Genomic DNA, 16,987 nt, shown 5'->3' with positions numbered 1-16,987 from the left:
TTTTTGCGCGCGGTTGTCAGCGTTTGGTTGTCGTCATGTCGCACAATAGCTTCGGTCACCTCTTCCGCGTCACCACCTGGGGCGAAAGCCATGGGCCGGCGCTCGGCTGCGTTGTCGACGGATGCCCGCCCGGCATTCGCTTCACGCTCGCCGAAATCCAGGCCTGGCTCGACAAGCGCAAGCCCGGGCAATCCCGTTTCGTGACCCAGCGCCGCGAGGACGACCTAGTCAAGATCCTCTCCGGCGTGATGTTCGACGACGACGGCGAGACGATGATCTCGACCGGTACGCCGATCTCGATGATGATCGAGAACACCGACCAGCGCTCGAAGGACTATTCCGAGATCGCCAAGCGTTACCGCCCCGGTCACGCGGATTACACCTACGACGTCAAATACGGCATTCGCGATTATCGCGGCGGCGGACGCTCCTCGGCGCGCGAAACGGCGGCGCGCGTTGCTGCGGGCGGCATCGCCCGCAAAGTGGTGCCCGGCCTAGTCGTGCGCGGGGCGCTCGTCCAGATCGGCAAGCACAGGATCAATCGGGCCAACTGGGATTGGGCGGAGGTGAACAACAACCCGTTCTTCGCCCCCGACCCGGCCATCGTTCCGGTCTGGGAAGAATATCTCGATGGCATCCGCAAGGCTGGTTCATCGATCGGTGCAGTTGTCGAGGTGGTTGCCGAGGGGGTACCTGCGGGCATCGGAGCGCCGATCTACGGCAAGCTCGATCAGGACATCGCCTCGAACCTGATGTCGATCAACGCGGTCAAGGGCGTGGAGATCGGCAATGGTTTTGCCGCCGCCGAGATCAGCGGCGAGGAGAACGCCGACGAGATGCGGATCGGGCCCGGCGGCAAGCCGGTTTTTCTTTCCAACAATGCCGGCGGCATCCTGGGCGGTATCGCCACGGGGCAGCCGGTTGTTGCACGCTTCGCGATCAAGCCGACGTCGTCCATCCTGACCGAGCGGCGCTCGATCGACAGCGACGGCCATGAGGTGGATGTGCGCACCAAGGGTCGCCACGATCCGTGCGTCGGGATCCGGGCCGTGCCGATCGGCGAGGCGATGCTCGCCTGCACGATCGCCGACCATTACCTGCGCGACCGGGGCCAGACCGGGAGGCTGAAGTAGTTTGCGGGAGAATCTTGATGTCCTATGACCAGAAGCGCGTCGTCGACGCCATTCGCGCCTTCGAGGCCGGCGAGATCGTCGTCGTCACCGATGACGGCGGCCGCGAGAACGAGGGCGACCTGATCGTCGCAGCCGTGCATTGCACGCCGGAAAAGATGGCCTTCATCGTCCGCCACACCTCAGGCATCGTCTGTGCGCCCATGCCGCGCGAGGAGGCAAAGCGCCTCAATCTGAATGCGATGGTGGCGGAGAACGATTCCGCCCATACGACCGCGTTCACCGTTTCGGTCGATTTCCGGCACGGAACCACGACCGGTATCTCGGCCGACGACCGGACGCTGACCGTTCGCAACCTCGCCAATCCGAACATCGGACCGGCCGATTTCGTCCGCCCGGGCCATATCTTCCCGCTGGTGGCGCGCGAGGGCGGCGTGCTGATGCGTTCGGGCCATACCGAGGCGGCCGTGGACCTCTGCAAGCTTGCGAGCCTCCCGCCGGTCGGCGTCATCTGCGAGCTCGTCAACGACGACGGCACCGTGATGCGCGGCCCGCAGGTCGAAAGCTTCGCCGAGATCCACGGCCTGAAACAGGTCTCGGTCGCGGATCTGATCGCCTATCGCCAGCGCAAGGAAACGCTGATCGAGCAGGGCAATTGCTTCGAGATTGATACGCCGTACGGCAAGGCGAAGGGGCACACCTATTCGCTGCCGTGGGATCCGATGCAGCATCTTGCCGTCGTCTTCGGCGACATTCGCGACGGCGTCGACATCCCCGTTCGTCTGCACCTTGAGAATGTTGGCGCGGATGTCTTCGGTGGTAACCGTCAGATCGACGCGATCATGAAACGCATCGCCGGAGAGGGAAGGGGCGTCATCGTCTATCTGCGCGAGGGCTCTGTGGGCGTCGGTGTTTCGCAAACAGCGCGGAAGGGCAAGCATGATCGCGAGGACCATTCGGAAGCCCAGGCCCGCGAAAGCGAATGGCTGGAAATCGGTCTCGGCGCGCAGATCCTGAAGGATCTCGGCATTACGTCGATCCGCCTCATTTCCTCGCGCGAGCGCCACTATGTCGGCCTCGAGGGGTTCGGCATCAAGATCGCGGCTACCGAGATTCTGTAAGTAGCGGTCTTTGCGTACCGCAAGAAAAAGCCGCGCTCGGAGCGCGGCTTCTAATCTCAGTACCCTGCAAATCAAGGGAGGGCGTCGTAACCCTCTCCGAAGCCCTTAAGGTCGACAGGAATGCCGATACCTTCTTCGGGCGATTGGAAAACAATGAAGGTCGCGGTCGCACCGGCGCGGAAAGTCTTCAGGAGCTCGTCTTCGAGCACCACTTCAGCATAGCATCCGTCGGAGAAGCAGCGCACGAAATACGCGCGGCCGATATCCTTGCCATCGACGTTGAGACCAAGGCCGTTCGGCAGAAGCACGCCGAGCGGCGCGAGAACGCGCAGGATCTTCGCCTTGCGGTCGGCGGTTTTCAGTACCACGACGGAAAGCCCGACTTCCGGCCTGTCCTCGGCGATGACGTTCTGCATCAGCGCGCATTGCTCAGCCGAGGCGCCCGCCGGCTGGTCGCAGACGATCGACCAGGCACCGTGGTTTGACTTCACCGTTCCTGGCGTTGCACCGGATTGCTGGGCCATGCTTGCGGTGGGGAAGACGAGGGTGGCAATTCCGAGCGCGGCCAGAACCGGCAGCCGGGAGAATAGGGACAGGCCCATGTAAACCTCAAAACGTCGAATCATCAGGGCTATTCTTGATGCGCGCGAAGATAAATGAAAAGCCCTGCATGCTACATTCCAGCGCCATATGGCGGAAATTGGGCCCCGTCGGGGGAAGCCTGGAACGCAAATCGTAGACTGGCAGTCACGCGGACCGCGATACGCCTAACCCAATTCGCCGGCGGGCGCGAGGGGTTGCCTGTGAGAAAAGCCGCCTTGTGCAAAAATGCCGCACGGGGTTGATTGGACAGATGTTGCGGCGCTGGTCAAACTGTGGTTTGAAGCGCTGCAGTATCGCAGGGATTCTGCGTTTCGGTTTGATCCTGATCAAGCGCATTGGGGAGACACATTGTGAAAAACAAGGCTTATGCAGTTCTGGCAGCGCTTGCCTGTCTGCTTTTTGCTTCGAGCGCCTTTGCTGACAAGCCTGTCGAATGGCAGACGCGTCTTCAGACGGCCGCTACGGGCATCATGGAAGAAATCACGTGGTTTGAACAATATACCCTGTGGTTCATCATTCCGATCACACTTCTGGTTCTCCTCCTGCTGATTGTCGTCGTGGTCAGGTTCCGCGAGGGTGCCAACCCGGTTCCTTCCCGGACCAGCCACAACACTCTGATCGAAGTCATTTGGACCGTCGGTCCGGTTATCGTTCTGCTTTTCCTTGCCATTCCGTCCTTCCAGCTTCTGACGGCGCAGCTGACGCCGCCGCAGAACCCGGACCTGACGGTCAAGGCGACCGGCAACCAGTGGTACTGGTCTTATGAATACGAGGTGGGTGAAAATCCGCTTTCCTTCGACAGCCTGCTGATGAAGGAAGAGGATCGCGCCAGCCTCGGCAAGGAAGACAAGACCCAGTATCCGCGCCTTCTCGCCGTCGACAACGAAGTGGTCGTGCCCGTCGGCAAGACCGTACGCATGCTCGTGACGGCTGCGGACGTTATTCATGCCTTCGCCATGCCGGCTTTCGGTGTGAAGATCGACGCCGTCCCGGGCCGTCTCAATGAAACCTGGTTCAAGGCGGACCGTGAAGGGCTCTATTATGGCCAGTGTTCCGAGCTCTGCGGCAAGGATCACGCCTATATGCCGATCGCCATTCGCGTAGTCGCGCAGGATAAATACGACGCCTGGCTTGCTGCCGCCGCAACCAACATCGGCGAAGCGAACAAGGCGCTCATGGCGTCCATCGACGGCGCGGCCAAGACCGTTGACGTCGCCGCAAACGCCGCACAGTAATCGGAAGGGGAGCTCGACCCATGGCTGGAACAGCCGTTCACCACGATCACCGGCATGATCACTCCGATCATGCCCACGCAGACCATGCGCACAAGCCGTTGAGCTTCTTCCAGCGCTGGTTCCTGTCGACCAACCACAAGGACATCGGTACGCTCTACCTGCTGTTCGCGATCGTCGCCGGTCTCATCGGTGGCACCTTGTCGGTCTTCATGCGCGCCGAGCTGCAGGAGCCGGGCATCCAGATCTTCCATGGTCTGGCCCAGATGGTCTACGGCTTCGAGGGTGATGCTGCCATCGACGGCGGCAAGCACATGTTCAACGTGTTCACGACCGCGCACGCCCTGATCATGATCTTCTTCATGGTCATGCCGGCGCTCATCGGCGGCTTCGCCAACTGGATGGTGCCGATCATGATCGGCGCGCCGGACATGGCTTTCCCGCGCATGAACAACATTTCGTTCTGGCTGCTCGTGCCGGCGTTCCTGCTTGTCTTCCTTTCAATGTTCGTCGAAGGTCCGGCGGGTGCCTATGGCGCCGGCGGCGGCTGGACGATCTATCCGCCGTTCTCGACCGCCGGCATGCCTGGCCCGGCTATGGATCTGGCGATCCTCGGCCTTCATATCGCCGGTGCGTCGTCGATCCTCGGTGCGATCAACTTCATCACGACGATCCTCAACATGCGCGCTCCCGGCATGACGCTGCACAAGATGCCGCTCTTTGCCTGGTCGGTGCTGATCACCGCCTTCCTGCTCCTGCTCTCGCTGCCGGTGCTCGCGGGCGGTATCACTATGCTGCTCACCGACCGCAACTTCGGCACGGCCTTCTTTGCACCGGAAGGCGGCGGTGACCCGATCCTGTTCCAGCACCTGTTCTGGTTCTTCGGTCATCCGGAAGTGTACATCCTGATTCTGCCGGGCTTCGGCATCGTCAGCCACATCGTTTCGACCTTCTCGCGCAAGCCGATCTTCGGCTACCTCGGCATGGCCTACGCCATGGTCGCGATCGGCGCCGTCGGCTTCATCGTGTGGGCGCACCACATGTATACGGTCGGCATGTCGCTCGACACGCAGCGTTACTTCGTCTTCGCGACGATGGTCATCGCGGTTCCGACCGGCGTGAAGATCTTCTCCTGGATCGCGACGATGTGGGGCGGCTCGATCCGCTTCTCGACCCCGATGGTCTGGGCGATCGGCTTCATCTTCCTCTTTACCGTCGGCGGCGTTACGGGCGTTCAGCTCGCCAATGCCGGTCTCGACCGTGCACTGCATGACACCTACTACGTGGTTGCTCACTTCCACTACGTTCTGTCGCTCGGCGCCGTCTTCGCGATCTTCGCTGCCTGGTACTACTGGTTCCCGAAGATGACCGGCTACATGTATTCGGAATTCATCGGCAAGCTGCATTTCTGGGTCATGTTCATCGGCGTGAACCTGATCTTCTTCCCGCAGCACTTCCTTGGCCTCGCAGGCATGCCGCGCCGCTACATCGACTATCCGGATGCCTACGCCGGCTGGAACATGGTGTCGTCCTACGGCTCCTACATCGCCGCCGTCGGCGTGCTCATCTTCCTCTTCGGTGTCGCTGAAGCCTTTGCGCGCAAGCGCGTTGCCGGCGACAATCCGTGGGGTGAAGGTGCGAACACGCTCGAATGGCAGCTCTCGTCGCCGCCGCCGTTCCACCAGTGGGAACAGCTTCCGCGGATCAAGTGACGGGGAACGAACAGAAGCCGCCGGCTCCGGCGGCTTCACACCGCCGGCCTGCCGGCAGAATGCGGCTGCCATGGCCGCAGCAATTTCAAGGACGAGACATGACGCTCATCGACAATCACGAAGCAGTCGGCATGGAAGGCGTACCGCGCCTGTCCGAGGCCTCTGCGCGCGATTACTTCGAGCTCCTGAAGCCGCGCGTCATGTCTCTTGTCGTCTTTACAGCCTTTGCAGGGCTCGTCCTTGCGCCAGGACAAATTAATCCGTTTATCGGTTTCATCGCCATCCTGTGCATTGCTGTTGGCGCCGGTGCCTCCGGTGCGCTGAACATGTGGTACGACGCCGATATCGACGCCGTGATGAGCCGTACCGCCAAGCGTCCGATCCCTGCCGGCAAGATCCTGCCTGAGGAGGCGCTCGCCTTCGGCCTGACGCTATCGGCGTTTTCCGTGATCATCCTCGGGCTCGCCGTCAATTGGCTCGCAGCCGGGTTGCTCGCCTTCACCATTTTCTTCTACGCCGTGATCTACACCATGTGGCTGAAGCGCTCGACGCCGCAGAACATCGTTATCGGCGGTGCAGCGGGAGCCTTCCCGCCGATGATCGGCTGGGCCTGTGTGACCGGCGCCGTGTCGATCGAAAGCATCGTGCTTTTTCTCATCACTTTCCTCTGGACGCCGGCCCATTTCTGGGCGCTGGCCCTGTTCAAGATGCGTGACTATGGTGCCGTCGGTGTGCCGATGATGCCCAATGTCTGCGGCGAGGCGACGACGAAGAAGCAGATCGTCATCTATGCCGTCTTGACCGCGATCACCGGCATCTGTCCCGCCTTCCTCGGCTTCGCAAGCTTTGGCTATGGCGCGTTCGCCACGGCCATGGGCCTCGGCTTCGTTTGGTATTCGATCGGAGTTCTGCGGATGCCGGAGGGAGACGAGAAAATGGTGCCGGCCAAGAAACTCTTCGCCTTTTCGATCGCCTATCTATTCGCGATCTTCTCGGCCCTGGTGGTCGACTACGTGATCGCGCAGATCTGGCTCAACGCCGGAGGTATCGCCTGATGGAAACCGTCAAGCTCAGTGAGGCACAGCGCAAGTCGCGGCGCAGCCGCAACATCGCTCTTGGTCTCGTGCTCGCCGGCCTCGTTGCCCTTTTCTACGTCGTCACGCTGATAAAGTTCGGCAACGGCATGGTCCATTGAGAACGCCGCGCATGACCAACGCCCCGCAACCGACCCGGAAAGAGCGCGCAAACGGCGTGATCGTCGGCACCTGCATTGCCTTCGTGGCAGGTATGGTCGGCATGGCCTATGCGGCAGTGCCGCTCTACGACATGTTCTGCCGGGTGACGGGCTATAACGGCACGACGCAGCGGGTCGAGCAGGCCTCGGACGTCATCCTCGACGAGAAGATCAAGGTTACCTTCGACGCCAACACCTCGGGCCTGCCCTGGGAATTCAAGCCCGTCCAGCGCGACATCGACGTCAGGATCGGTGAGACCGTGCAGGTCAGCTATCGCGCGAAGAATCTATCGTCGAAGCCGACGACTGGCCAGGCGACTTTCAACGTGACGCCGATGGCGGCAGGCGCCTATTTCAACAAGGTGCAATGCTTCTGCTTCACGGAAACAACCCTTCAGCCGGGCGAAGAGATCGAGATGCCGGTCGTCTTCTTCGTCGATCCGGAGATCGTCAAAACGGTCGAGACCAAGGGCATCAAGACACTTACGCTGTCCTACACCTTCTACCCCCGCGAGCCGTCCAAGCCGCTCGCAGAAGTGAAGGCTAAGGCGGGGGAAGCACAGAACAAACTTTGACAGAGGCCCCGTTTCGGCTATGCCGGGCGGGCGACAAGAGAAAGACCTATCGGGGATTACTGACATGGCCGATGCGCATCAGAAGAATCACGACTACCACATCATAGACCCGAGCCCGTGGCCGCTGCTCGCCTCCATCGGCGCCTTCGTCATGGCTTTGGGCGGCGTTGGCTTCATGCGCTTTGTGGCCGGTGGTTCGTTCAAGCTGTTCGGAGCTGAGCTTGCCACGCCCTGGGTCTTCTTCATCGGCCTGGCGCTCGTGCTCTACACCATGTTCGGCTGGTGGTCGGACACGATCAAGGAAGCGCATGAGGGGCATCACACCCGCGTCGTGTCGCTGCACCTGCGCTATGGCATGATCATGTTCATCGCCTCGGAGGTGATGTTCTTCGTAGCCTGGTTCTGGGCCTTCTTCGATGCAAGCCTCTTTCCGGGCGAAGCGATCCAGGCCGCGCGCGCGACCTACACCGGCGGCGTCTGGCCACCGAAGGGCATCGAGGTTCTCGACCCCTGGCACCTGCCGCTCTACAACACTGTCATCCTGCTCTTGTCCGGCACGACCGTTACCTGGGCACACCACGCGCTGCTGCACGATGACCGCAAAGGTCTGGTTTACGGCCTGACGCTGACGGTTCTGCTCGGCGTCCTGTTCTCCAGCGTACAGGCCTACGAATATGCGCACGCGCCGTTCGCCTTCCGGGACTCGATTTATGGCGCAACCTTCTTCATGGCGACCGGTTTCCACGGTTTCCACGTTCTGATCGGCACGATCTTCCTGCTGGTCTGCCTGTTGCGGGCGATACGTGGCGACTTTACCCCGAAGCAGCATTTCGGCCTCGAGGCGGCTGCCTGGTACTGGCACTTCGTTGACGTGGTCTGGCTGTTCCTCTTCTTCTCCATCTATATCTGGGGCAGCTGGGGTGCGCCGGTCGCCCACGGCTAACAGGCCGGCGACGGTGTACTGAATTCGGGGCGGCCTGCGGAAATGCGGCCGCCCCTTGCATTTGGAGGTGAGCAATGACTGACGACAAGGCGCTCTATCCGCCGGTCGACCCGATCTTGACCGGTATCAAAGGGCACTGCCCGCGCTGCGGCCAGGGTCAACTCTTCGATGGGTTCCTGAAATTGCGCCCCGCTTGCAGCAATTGCGAACTCGACTATCGTTTCGCCGATTCCGGCGACGGACCTGTTGTCTTCGTCATCCTGATCGTCGGCTTCATCGTCGTCGGCGCGGCGCTGTGGATGGAGGTCAACATCAGTCCACCGCTTTGGCTGCATTTCCTGCTCTGGATACCGCTCGCCACGGTCCTCAGCCTCGCTCTGACGCGGATGCTGAAGGGCGTGCTGATCAATCTGCAATACCGCAACAGCGCACGTCCGGGTGAGATCGATCGTGGTTGAGGAGCGCAAGCCGGCAGGACGCGGCCGCCTCGGCAAGATCGCCGGCCTTTTCCTGGTGATTGCGGCCCTTGGCGTGCTTGTGTCGCTCGGCACATGGCAGATGCAGCGGCTACAATGGAAGGAAACATTGCTGGCTGCGATCGCCGAGCGGCGCATGGCGCCCCCGATTTCGCTCGAGGAAATCGAGGCGATGGCCGCCGCCGGCGACGACATCGACTACCGCACTGTCCGGGTGTCGGGAACTTACGATCACGCCAAGGAGCGCCATTTCTTCGCCACCCACGAAGGCCGCACCGGCTACTACGTTTTCACGCCGCTGATGCTCGAAGACGGCCGCGCCCTTTTTGTCAACCGCGGCTTCGTGCCCTTCGAAAAGAAGGACGCATCGACTCGCCCGGAAGGGCAGGTCGGCGGAACGGTGACGGTGAACGGGCTCGCCCGCCCGAGACTTTCGCAAAAGCCTTCCTCTCTCGTTCCCGACAACGACATCGCCAAGAACATCTTCTATTGGAAGGATCTCGACGCGATGGCGGGTGCGGCCAGTATTGCGACCGATCGTGTTGTCCCCTTCTTCGTGGACGCCGATGCTTCGGCAAATCCCGGTGGCCTACCGATCGGCGGCGTCACGCAATTCGATCTGCCGAACAACCATCTGCAATATGCTCTCACGTGGTACGGCCTTGCGGCCGCGCTGGTGGCCGTGAGTGGCGTATACCTGTATCGCCGCAGGCCGCAGCCCACTCGAGAAAGTTCTCCTTCCGACGTTTCAACCGGCACATGAGGTGCAGGCGATCTTATCGGGCGGTCCAGGCCGGGCCACGGCATTTGCTCGGATGGCGGTGTTCTTTCTTGTGTGCGTTGCCGTTGCCGCTATATATGGCGCATGGCCGGGGCAGCCCGGCTATGTTCGCTCCTGTTTGTTCTACCGTTTTGTGACTCATGGCCTCATCCGCGGCAGCAAAATCTCCGGTTACCATTCGCCTCTGCGGGCCGCGCGGCTTCTGCGCCGGCGTCGATCGGGCGATCCAGATCGTCGTTCTGGCGTTGAAGGAGTTCGGCGCGCCGGTCTACGTTCGCCACGAGATCGTGCACAACCGCTATGTTGTCGAGGGACTTGAGGCCAAGGGTGCGATCTTCGTCGAGGAGCTGGACGAGATCCCGCCGGAGCATCGCAAACAACCGGTGGTCTTTTCGGCCCATGGCGTTCCGAAGTCCGTGCCGGCAGATGCGGACGCCCGCAATCTGTTCTATCTCGATGCCACTTGCCCGCTGGTGTCGAAGGTGCACAAGCAGGCGATGCGCCACCATCGGCTGGGGCGGCATGTCGTGCTCATCGGCCATGCCGGGCACCCGGAGGTCATCGGCACGATGGGGCAACTGCCGGAGGGCGCCGTGTCGCTTGTCGAGACCGTCGAAGACGCGAACGTCTACACGCCGCCGGACCCCGATAATCTCGGATTCGTCACCCAGACGACGCTGTCGGTGGACGACACGGCCGGCGTCATCAAGCGGCTGCACGAGCGCTTCCCGAATCTGACCGCGCCGGCAGCCGATTCGATCTGCTACGCGACCACGAACCGCCAGGAAGCGGTAAAGCAGGCGGCCCCCGGCTGCGACCTGTTCCTGGTCGTCGGCGCGCCGAATTCGTCCAATTCCAAGCGCCTCGTCGAAGTGGCGCTGAGGGCCGGGGCAAAGAAATCAATTCTGGTCCAGCGCGCCTCGGAAATCGACTGGGAAGCGATCGGGGATATTTCCACGGTCGGCCTGTCGGCCGGCGCGTCCGCGCCGGAAGTCATCGTCAACGAAATCATCGAGGCGTTCCGCGAGCGTTACGATGCGGCTGTGGAGCTTGCCGACACGGTCGAGGAAAATGAGAACTTCCTTGTTAACAGGGAGATCCGCCACGTCGAATTGACTGCCGCCGACATGGCCTTCGTCAACGGCGAATAAATCGAAGCGCGGTCTTCCGCCCGCGGCGTGCTCCAACTACTCGACATACATTTCTGAAAGTGGCGAACCTTGGCAGTTTATACCGACATCACGGAAGACGATCTGATCCGTTTTCTGGCAGCCTATGACGTGGGTGCCCTGACTTCCTACAAGGGCATTGCGGAAGGCGTTGAAAACTCAAACTTCCTTCTCCACACGACCACGGGCTCCTATATCCTCACGCTTTACGAGAAGCGTGTGAATGCGGACGATCTGCCGTTCTTCCTTGGCCTGATGCACCATCTGGCCGAAAGGGGGCTGTCCTGCCCGCTGCCGCTGCCGCGCGCGGACGGCAAGCTTCTGGGAGAACTGTCCGGCCGTCCGGCCGCCGTGATCTCCTTCCTCGAAGGCATGTGGCTGAGAAAACCGGAGGCGCAGCATTGCCGCGAGGTCGGCCGCGCGCTTGCGGCCATGCATGTCGCCGGCCGGGATTTTCCCTTGAAGCGCACCAACGCGCTCTCGGTTGGTGGTTGGCGTCCGCTCTGGCAGAACTCGGAGGCCCGTGCCGATGAGGTGCAAGCCGGCTTGAAGGACGAGATCGCAGCGGAGCTGAGCTATCTGGAGGCACGTTGGCCGAAGAACCTGCCGGAAGGCGTCATTCATGCGGATCTTTTTCCGGACAACGTCTTCTTTCTCGGCGATCGTCTATCGGGTCTCATTGATTTCTATTTCGCCTGCAACGATTTCCTCGCCTATGACGTCGCCATCTGCCTGAATTCCTGGTGCTTCGAGAAGAATGGCTCTTACAACATCACCAAGGGCATGGCGCTGCTGTCGGGCTACCAGAGCGTGCGAAGGCTGACGGCGGAAGAAGTGGCGGCCCTGCCGCTGCTCGCGCGGGGATCGGCCCTGCGCTTCTTCCTGACGCGCCTCTACGACTGGCTGATGACGCCACCGGGCGCGCTCGTGGTGAAGAAGGACCCGCTCGAATATCTCACCAAGATCCGCTTCCATCGCGCCATCCTGTCGAGCGCCGAATACGGCCTCACGCGCCAGGAGGCATCGGCATGAAACACGTCGACATCTTTACCGACGGCGCCTGTTCGGGAAATCCCGGCCCGGGTGGCTGGGGTGCGGTCCTTCGCTATGGCGACGTCGAGAAGGAAATGTCCGGTGGAGAAGCCGAGACCACCAACAATCGCATGGAACTGCTCGCGGCAATCTCGGCGTTGAACGCGCTGAAGCAACCCTGCGAGGTCGATCTTCATACCGACAGCAAATACGTCATGGACGGTATCTCAAAATGGATCCACGGCTGGAAGCGTAACGGCTGGAAGACCGGAGACAGAAAGCCGGTGAAGAACGGCGAGCTTTGGCAGGCGTTGGATGAGGCGAGGGGCCGCCACAACGTGACCTGGCACTGGGTCAAGGGCCATGCCGGACACCCCGAGAACGAGCGTGCGGATGAACTCGCGCGCAAGGGCATGGAGCCGTTCAAGAAAAACCGCCGCCCTGGTATTGCGGTATAAGAAAACGGGCCAATCAGGCCCGCTTCAAAAATGACCCGAAGATGTCAGCTTTTCAAAGCTGTTCAAGCATGGCAGCGGCGCCGGAAACGGTCGCTTGGCCGGGGGTCTCCTCGACATTCAGCGCCTTGACCACTCCGTCCTCGACGAGCATGGAATAGCGCTTGGAGCGGATGCCGAGCGTGCCGGCCGAAAGGTCGATGTCCATGCCAAGCGCCTTTGTGAAGGCGGCGTTCCAGTCCGACAGGAAATGGATCTTGCCCATGCCGCCGGACGAGGTCGCCCAGGCGCCCATGACATGCAGGTCGTTGACCGCGACAACGGCAATGTCGTCAACGCCGCGCGCGAGGATCGCGTCGCGATTTTCGAGATAGCCGGGAAGGTGATTGAGCGAGCAGGTCGGCGTGAAGGCACCCGGCACGGCAAACAGCACGACGCGCTTGCCTTTGAAGAGCTCGTCCGTCGTCACCTCAACCGGGCCGTCGGCAGTCTTTTCCTTGAAGGTTGCGATGGGCAGCTTGTCTCCGACGGAAATGGTCACGGTCTTTCTCCCTGATTTGAGCGAGGTTTGGTGCGGACTATAGGTCGCCATCAATCAAAGGCAAGGGTCGTTTCCATGCTGCGGCCGCCGGCGCGCACAGTCAGCGCAACGGGCTTTCCCTTGATGTCCTTGTCCTTGCCGGAGAACGCTACCGGAATATCTGCCGTACGTTGGATGCCCGTTTCAGTTTCGAAAGCCGGCTTGCCGAAGCTCATGCCGGGAGGGCCGGCGAGAAAGAGCTCCGGTTGGCCTGCCTTTGCTTCCGCAGGCAATTGCAGGCGGAGCCGGATCGCTCCTGCCTCTGCATCGAAGCTTGCTGCCGTGACCCTGAAATCGGTCGACGGGGCGTGCGGCAGCGCCGCCACGGCATCGGCGATCCGTGCCCCGTCGAGTGGATTGTCGAACTCGCCCTTTTTCAGGACAAGGCTCAATTCGCCTTGGACCGGGATGCAGATGTCCTCGCATATGCCCAGGAAGACGGACGCGCGGACAGCGAGGTCGCCATCGTCACGCGTCCTCTTCAGCGCCAGCGGGAAGGTGACGGGCGTGTCATAGCCGACATAGCGCGCCGGTCCTTCACCGAACGTCTTCGGCGCGGGGAAGTCGATGCCCTCCAGAACAACGCCGGAGGAGGGGTCGATCGTAATCTGTGGGGGTATCCCGCTTGCGCCCGGATTGCGCCAGTAGGTCTTCCAGCCGGGTTTGAGCTTGATCTCGAGAATAGCCGGAATGGTGCCGTCCGCTTCTGGCTGCGCGGCGACGAGACGGATGGCGCCGCCCGCTGACGTCACCCATTCGCTGGCGGCCGCATGTGATTTTGCAGGAAGAAAAAATAAGAGCAGAAGACTTGCCGCAGCCACGCGTTGGGCCATCTTCTCTACCGTGGGGCGCTTGGTCATGGGCTAAGCATTACCGTTCTTCGGCCCGTGCCGCCAGTCGCCCCGGCCTATGCCGGCGATCATATTCGCTTGATCGGCACGCGCGAGCGTCGCGCGTGCAAATTTTCGCAGCCGCCACGTAGAGGCGCTTTTCATTTCGTGGCGAATTGATAGGCTATATCCATTATGGCGACAACGGTGCTGCACAAGACACGCGAACGTGGTTTCCTTGACGGTCAATTCCTGATCGCCATGCCGAGCATGTTCGATGCCAATTTTGCCCGCACGGTCATTTTCGTCTGCGCCCATTCCGAGGACGGGGCGATGGGGTTCGTCATTAACCGGCCCCAGCGGCTGACTTTCCCGGATGTCCTCTTGCATCTGCAGATCCTTGACGAGGAGGAGGCGATCCGCCTCCCTCCAACGACGAGGGATTTTCAGATACAGGCGGGCGGCCCCGTCGAGACAGGGCGCGGCTTCGTTCTGCATTCCGACGATTATCTCAGCGACTCCAGCATTCCGGTCAGCGATGACATCTGCCTGACTGCGACGCTCGATATCGTCAGAGCCATTTCTCGCGGCGAGGGACCACTGAAGGCGACGATGCTGCTCGGTTATGCAGGATGGGGGCCGGGGCAACTCGAAAACGAGATCGCCCAGAACGGGTGGCTGACCTGCCCCGCTCGCGAGGAGCTCATCTTCGACCGCGCCTTGGACGAGAAATATGACCGGGCGCTTGAACTGATGGGCGTCAGTTCCGCCATGCTGTCAACGGACGCCGGCCACGCCTGACCTTCTTCGGCCAGGCCGTCCGCTTCGTCGCTCGGCTACGCCCTCTTCATCAATGGAAACCTTTCCTTCAGCAGGCGCAGGATCGATTCCGATCCGACCGGCGGGCCGAAGAGGAAACTCTGGCCGTAGTCGCAGCCCATCTGCGCGAGCTGGATCGCGTCCTCTTCGGATTCGATGCCTTCGGCGACCACCTGCATATCGAGTTCGCGGGCCATCGTAATCACGGAACGCAAGAGGATGCCGCGCTTGTCGCTCGGGTCGCGGACGAGCGCCTTGTCGATCTTGATCGTGTCGAAGGGGAAACGCGTCAGGTAGGAGAGCGACGAGTGGCCGGTGCCGAAATCGTCGAGCGCCAGCCGCAGGCCCGCCTCCTTGAGCTTTTCAAGGACGAGCCGCGCCTGTTCCGGGTTTTCCATCACCAGCGATTCCGTCAGCTCCATCTTGACCTTTGCCGGATCGCAGCGGTTCTTGTTGAGAACCGTCCGGATGTCGTCATAGAGCTCGTTGTTCAGAAGCTGTGCGCTCGAGAGATTGATCGCCACGAAGATCGGCAGGTCGCCCGTCTGTATCTGCCAATCGGTGAGATCGCTGGTCGCCTTGTCGAAGGCGAACATGCCAAGCTGATTGATGAGATCGGAATTCTCGGCGATCGGGATGAACTCCGTCGGCGAGACGTTGCCGCGTTTCGGATGGTCCCAGCGCATCAGCGCCTCGAAGCCGGCGATTTCGGCGTCGCTGAGCCGGACGATCGGCTGGTAGACGAGCGAAAGCTCCTTGCGCTCGATCGCTCGCTTCAGGTCCGCCTCGAGCTGAAGGCGGTCGGACCCGGATGTTCTGAAAGCCGGACGGAACGGTTCGACGCGGTTGCCGCCGGCCTTCTTGGCGCGGAACATCGCAAGCTCCGCGTCGTCGAGAAGACCGGCTGCGCTCTGCTCCTGGTCGAGCCAGGAAACGAGACCGATCGAGGCAGTGAGATTGATCTCGCGATTGCCGTAGTTGAGCGGGACCATGATCGCCTTACTGACTGCATCGGCAAAGTCAGCGATTTTCGCCGGGTCGCGCTCGGACAGAAGGATCAGGCCGAACTGATCGCCGCCGAGGCGTGCCAAAGTGTCCTGCGGGCGCAACAGCCGGCGCAGACGGCGTGTCAACGCGATGAGAATGTTGTCGCCGGCCGCGATGCCGAGCAAATCGTTGACCTGCTTGTAGCGATCGATGTCGATCGCAAGAACGGTCGGCCGCACCGAGCTGGAGCCGTCGGCCATAAGCAGGATTGCCTGCAAGCGGTCGAGAAATACCTGCCTGTTCGGAAGCCCGGTCAGATTGTCGTGGAGCGCATTGTGCAACAGCCGCTCGACGGAATTGCGCTGTTCGGTGATGTCGACAATGGTGCCGACGCAGCGGATGATCTCGCCGTTTGCGCCAAGCACCGGGCGCGCGCGGATCGACAGCCAATGGTAATGGCCATCCTCGGCGCGTACGCGGAACTCGTGATTCAGCCGGCCGCGCCTATGCTCCAGGAGCACGTCGAGCGTTGCGCGGAAGCGGTCGCGGTCGTCCGGGTGCAGGCGCGGCACCCAATTCCGGACGGGGCCGTTCATCGTGCCGAGCGAAAGACCGAGCTGGTGCGAGATGTCGGGGATGGTCACGACGCGGTCGCGCGCCACGTCCCAGTCCCAGACGGTGTCGCCCGATCCGGTCAACGCGAGCGACTGCCGCTCCAGATCGGAGAAAAGACCCTGCTGATAGGCGCCGCCCGCAAAGGCATGCTGCATCACCGTGAAGCCGATCAGGAGCACGATCAGCACGAGGCCCCCGCCGAGTGCCGGCTGGACGATATCGTTGGCAAGCTGGCCGGTGACCGCGAGCCAGGCGCCGAAAAGCCAGACAAGGATCAATAGCCAGGCCGGAACGAGAAGGATCGCGCGGTCGTAACGGTTGAAGCCGAGATAGGCGATCAGCACGATGCCGGCGGTTGCCGTCAGCGCGAAGGACAGGCGGGCAATACCCGAGGCGATCGCCGGGTCGTAGACCGCAACGCCGAAGAGCAGCGCCAGGCCGAGAATCCAGGCGAGCGTTGCATAGCCGAGGTGCTGATGCCAGCGATTGAGATTGAGATAGGTGAACAGGAAAACGACCAGTCCGGCCGCCAGGAAGACTTCTGTGCCCGCTCGCCATATTCGCTCGTCGCCGGCGGTGACGCTGATCAGCTTCGACAGGAACCCGAAATCGACGCAGATATAGGCGAGCACCGCCCAGGCCAGCGCGGCGGTCGCCGGCAGCATCGACGTTCCCTTGACGACGAAGAGGATC

17 protein-coding genes and 1 pseudogene are annotated in these 16,987 nt (G+C 61.7%); 14 read left to right on the top strand and 4 right to left on the bottom strand.

The features are described 5' to 3' along the window. Positions 1-35: 35 nt before the first annotated feature. A complete protein-coding gene (gene aroC, locus QN222_RS14575) occupies positions 36-1,133 on the top strand; it encodes a chorismate synthase (protein ID WP_283962835.1) in 1,098 nt (365 codons plus the stop codon). Positions 1,134-1,150: 17 nt separating this feature from the next. Beyond that, positions 1,151-2,251 (top strand): 3,4-dihydroxy-2-butanone-4-phosphate synthase, encoded by a 1,101-nt coding sequence (gene ribB / locus QN222_RS14570; protein WP_283962836.1) that lies wholly within the window; start codon positions 1,151-1,153, stop codon positions 2,249-2,251. Positions 2,252-2,322: 71 nt separating this feature from the next. Here ribB and QN222_RS14565 read toward each other — a convergent pair. After that, positions 2,323-2,757: pseudogene (locus tag QN222_RS14565) on the bottom strand (invasion associated locus B family protein); the annotation flags it as partial. Positions 2,758-3,204: 447 nt separating this feature from the next. Between QN222_RS14565 and coxB the strand changes: the two are divergent. From coxB to rnhA, 11 genes are all read left to right on the top strand, one after another. Next, positions 3,205-4,089 carry a cytochrome c oxidase subunit II gene (coxB, locus tag QN222_RS14560; RefSeq protein WP_283962837.1) on the top strand — a complete coding sequence of 295 codons (885 nt, stop codon included), beginning with the start codon at positions 3,205-3,207 and terminating at the stop codon, positions 4,087-4,089. Positions 4,090-4,109: 20 nt separating this feature from the next. Then, a complete protein-coding gene (gene ctaD, locus QN222_RS14555; protein WP_283962838.1) occupies positions 4,110-5,798 on the top strand; it encodes a cytochrome c oxidase subunit I in 1,689 nt (562 codons plus the stop codon). A gap of 98 nt (positions 5,799-5,896) precedes the next feature. Beyond that, on the top strand, positions 5,897-6,853 hold the full coding sequence (locus tag QN222_RS14550) for a heme o synthase (protein ID WP_283962839.1): 957 nt from the start codon (positions 5,897-5,899) through the stop codon (positions 6,851-6,853). Beyond that, complete coding sequence (locus QN222_RS14545; RefSeq protein WP_153442220.1) at positions 6,853-6,993, top strand: hypothetical protein; 141 nt, start codon at positions 6,853-6,855, stop codon at positions 6,991-6,993. Before QN222_RS14550 ends, QN222_RS14545 begins: the two co-directional genes overlap by 1 nt. Positions 6,994-7,004: 11 nt before the next feature. Continuing rightward, the gene (locus tag QN222_RS14540; protein ID WP_283962840.1) at positions 7,005-7,607 is read left to right on the top strand and encodes a cytochrome c oxidase assembly protein; all 603 of its coding nucleotides are present in this window, start codon (positions 7,005-7,007) and stop codon (positions 7,605-7,607) included. 64 nt (positions 7,608-7,671) lie between these two features. Continuing rightward, positions 7,672-8,550, top strand: coding sequence for a cytochrome c oxidase subunit 3 (locus QN222_RS14535; protein WP_283962841.1), 879 nt, complete (start codon positions 7,672-7,674; stop codon positions 8,548-8,550). A 74-nt stretch (positions 8,551-8,624) separates the two neighbouring features. Then, entirely contained in the window at positions 8,625-9,008 is a 384-nt protein-coding gene (locus tag QN222_RS14530; RefSeq protein WP_283962842.1) for a DUF983 domain-containing protein, read from the top strand. After that, positions 9,001-9,789: an SURF1 family protein gene (locus QN222_RS14525; protein WP_283962843.1), complete on the top strand. Its 789-nt coding sequence runs from the start codon at positions 9,001-9,003 to the stop codon at positions 9,787-9,789. Before QN222_RS14530 ends, QN222_RS14525 begins: the two co-directional genes overlap by 8 nt. 158 nt (positions 9,790-9,947) lie before the next feature. Continuing rightward, the gene (ispH, locus tag QN222_RS14520) at positions 9,948-10,958 is read left to right on the top strand and encodes a 4-hydroxy-3-methylbut-2-enyl diphosphate reductase (protein WP_283962844.1); all 1,011 of its coding nucleotides are present in this window, start codon (positions 9,948-9,950) and stop codon (positions 10,956-10,958) included. A gap of 69 nt (positions 10,959-11,027) precedes the next feature. Continuing rightward, complete coding sequence (locus tag QN222_RS14515; protein ID WP_283962845.1) at positions 11,028-12,008, top strand: homoserine kinase; 981 nt, start codon at positions 11,028-11,030, stop codon at positions 12,006-12,008. Further along, positions 12,005-12,466, top strand: coding sequence for a ribonuclease HI (rnhA, locus tag QN222_RS14510; protein WP_283962846.1), 462 nt, complete (start codon positions 12,005-12,007; stop codon positions 12,464-12,466). The genes QN222_RS14515 and rnhA overlap by 4 nt, the downstream gene beginning before the upstream one ends. A 52-nt stretch (positions 12,467-12,518) precedes the next feature. Here the strand turns inward: rnhA and QN222_RS14505 are convergent, their stop codons facing one another. Both QN222_RS14505 and QN222_RS14500 read right to left on the bottom strand, forming a co-directional pair. Then, positions 12,519-13,004, bottom strand: coding sequence for a peroxiredoxin (locus QN222_RS14505; protein WP_283962847.1), 486 nt, complete (start codon positions 13,002-13,004; stop codon positions 12,519-12,521). 50 nt (positions 13,005-13,054) lie between these two features. Beyond that, entirely contained in the window at positions 13,055-13,903 is an 849-nt protein-coding gene (locus tag QN222_RS14500) for a protein-disulfide reductase DsbD domain-containing protein (protein WP_283962848.1), read from the bottom strand. Positions 13,904-14,068: 165 nt separating this feature from the next. On the opposite strand from QN222_RS14500, the gene QN222_RS14495 reads away from it, so the two are divergent. Next, positions 14,069-14,674, top strand: coding sequence for a YqgE/AlgH family protein (locus QN222_RS14495; protein ID WP_283962849.1), 606 nt, complete (start codon positions 14,069-14,071; stop codon positions 14,672-14,674). A gap of 35 nt (positions 14,675-14,709) precedes the next feature. On the opposite strand, the gene QN222_RS14490 is transcribed toward QN222_RS14495, so the two are convergent. Continuing rightward, the coding region (locus tag QN222_RS14490; protein WP_283962850.1) for a bifunctional diguanylate cyclase/phosphodiesterase at positions 14,710-16,987 on the bottom strand (2,278 nt) is incomplete at its 5' end.

The sequence above is a fragment of the Sinorhizobium sp. 6-70 genome (genome assembly GCF_030124375.1).
Taxonomy (GTDB): domain Bacteria; phylum Pseudomonadota; class Alphaproteobacteria; order Rhizobiales; family Rhizobiaceae; genus Sinorhizobium.
This window is presented reverse-complemented; position numbering and strand designations above follow the sequence as displayed.

Excerpts from the sequence above, each read along its gene's own strand:
- ctaD (WP_283962838.1), top strand. The coding sequence starts at position 4,110 with ATGGCTGGAACAGCCGTTCACCACGATCACCGGCATGATCACTCCGAT.
- QN222_RS14500 (WP_283962848.1), bottom strand. The coding sequence starts at position 13,903 with ATGACCAAGCGCCCCACGGTAGAGAAGATGGCCCAACGCGTGGCTGCG.
- ribB (WP_283962836.1), top strand. The coding sequence starts at position 1,151 with ATGTCCTATGACCAGAAGCGCGTCGTCGACGCCATTCGCGCCTTCGAG.
- QN222_RS14530 (WP_283962842.1), top strand. The coding sequence starts at position 8,625 with ATGACTGACGACAAGGCGCTCTATCCGCCGGTCGACCCGATCTTGACC.
- QN222_RS14535 (WP_283962841.1), top strand. The coding sequence starts at position 7,672 with ATGGCCGATGCGCATCAGAAGAATCACGACTACCACATCATAGACCCG.
- ispH (WP_283962844.1), top strand. The coding sequence starts at position 9,948 with ATGGCCTCATCCGCGGCAGCAAAATCTCCGGTTACCATTCGCCTCTGC.
- rnhA (WP_283962846.1), top strand. The coding sequence starts at position 12,005 with ATGAAACACGTCGACATCTTTACCGACGGCGCCTGTTCGGGAAATCCC.
- QN222_RS14540 (WP_283962840.1), top strand. The coding sequence starts at position 7,005 with ATGACCAACGCCCCGCAACCGACCCGGAAAGAGCGCGCAAACGGCGTG.
- QN222_RS14545 (WP_153442220.1), top strand. The coding sequence starts at position 6,853 with ATGGAAACCGTCAAGCTCAGTGAGGCACAGCGCAAGTCGCGGCGCAGC.
- aroC (WP_283962835.1), top strand. The coding sequence starts at position 36 with ATGTCGCACAATAGCTTCGGTCACCTCTTCCGCGTCACCACCTGGGGC.
- QN222_RS14495 (WP_283962849.1), top strand. The coding sequence starts at position 14,069 with ATGGCGACAACGGTGCTGCACAAGACACGCGAACGTGGTTTCCTTGAC.
- QN222_RS14550 (WP_283962839.1), top strand. The coding sequence starts at position 5,897 with ATGACGCTCATCGACAATCACGAAGCAGTCGGCATGGAAGGCGTACCG.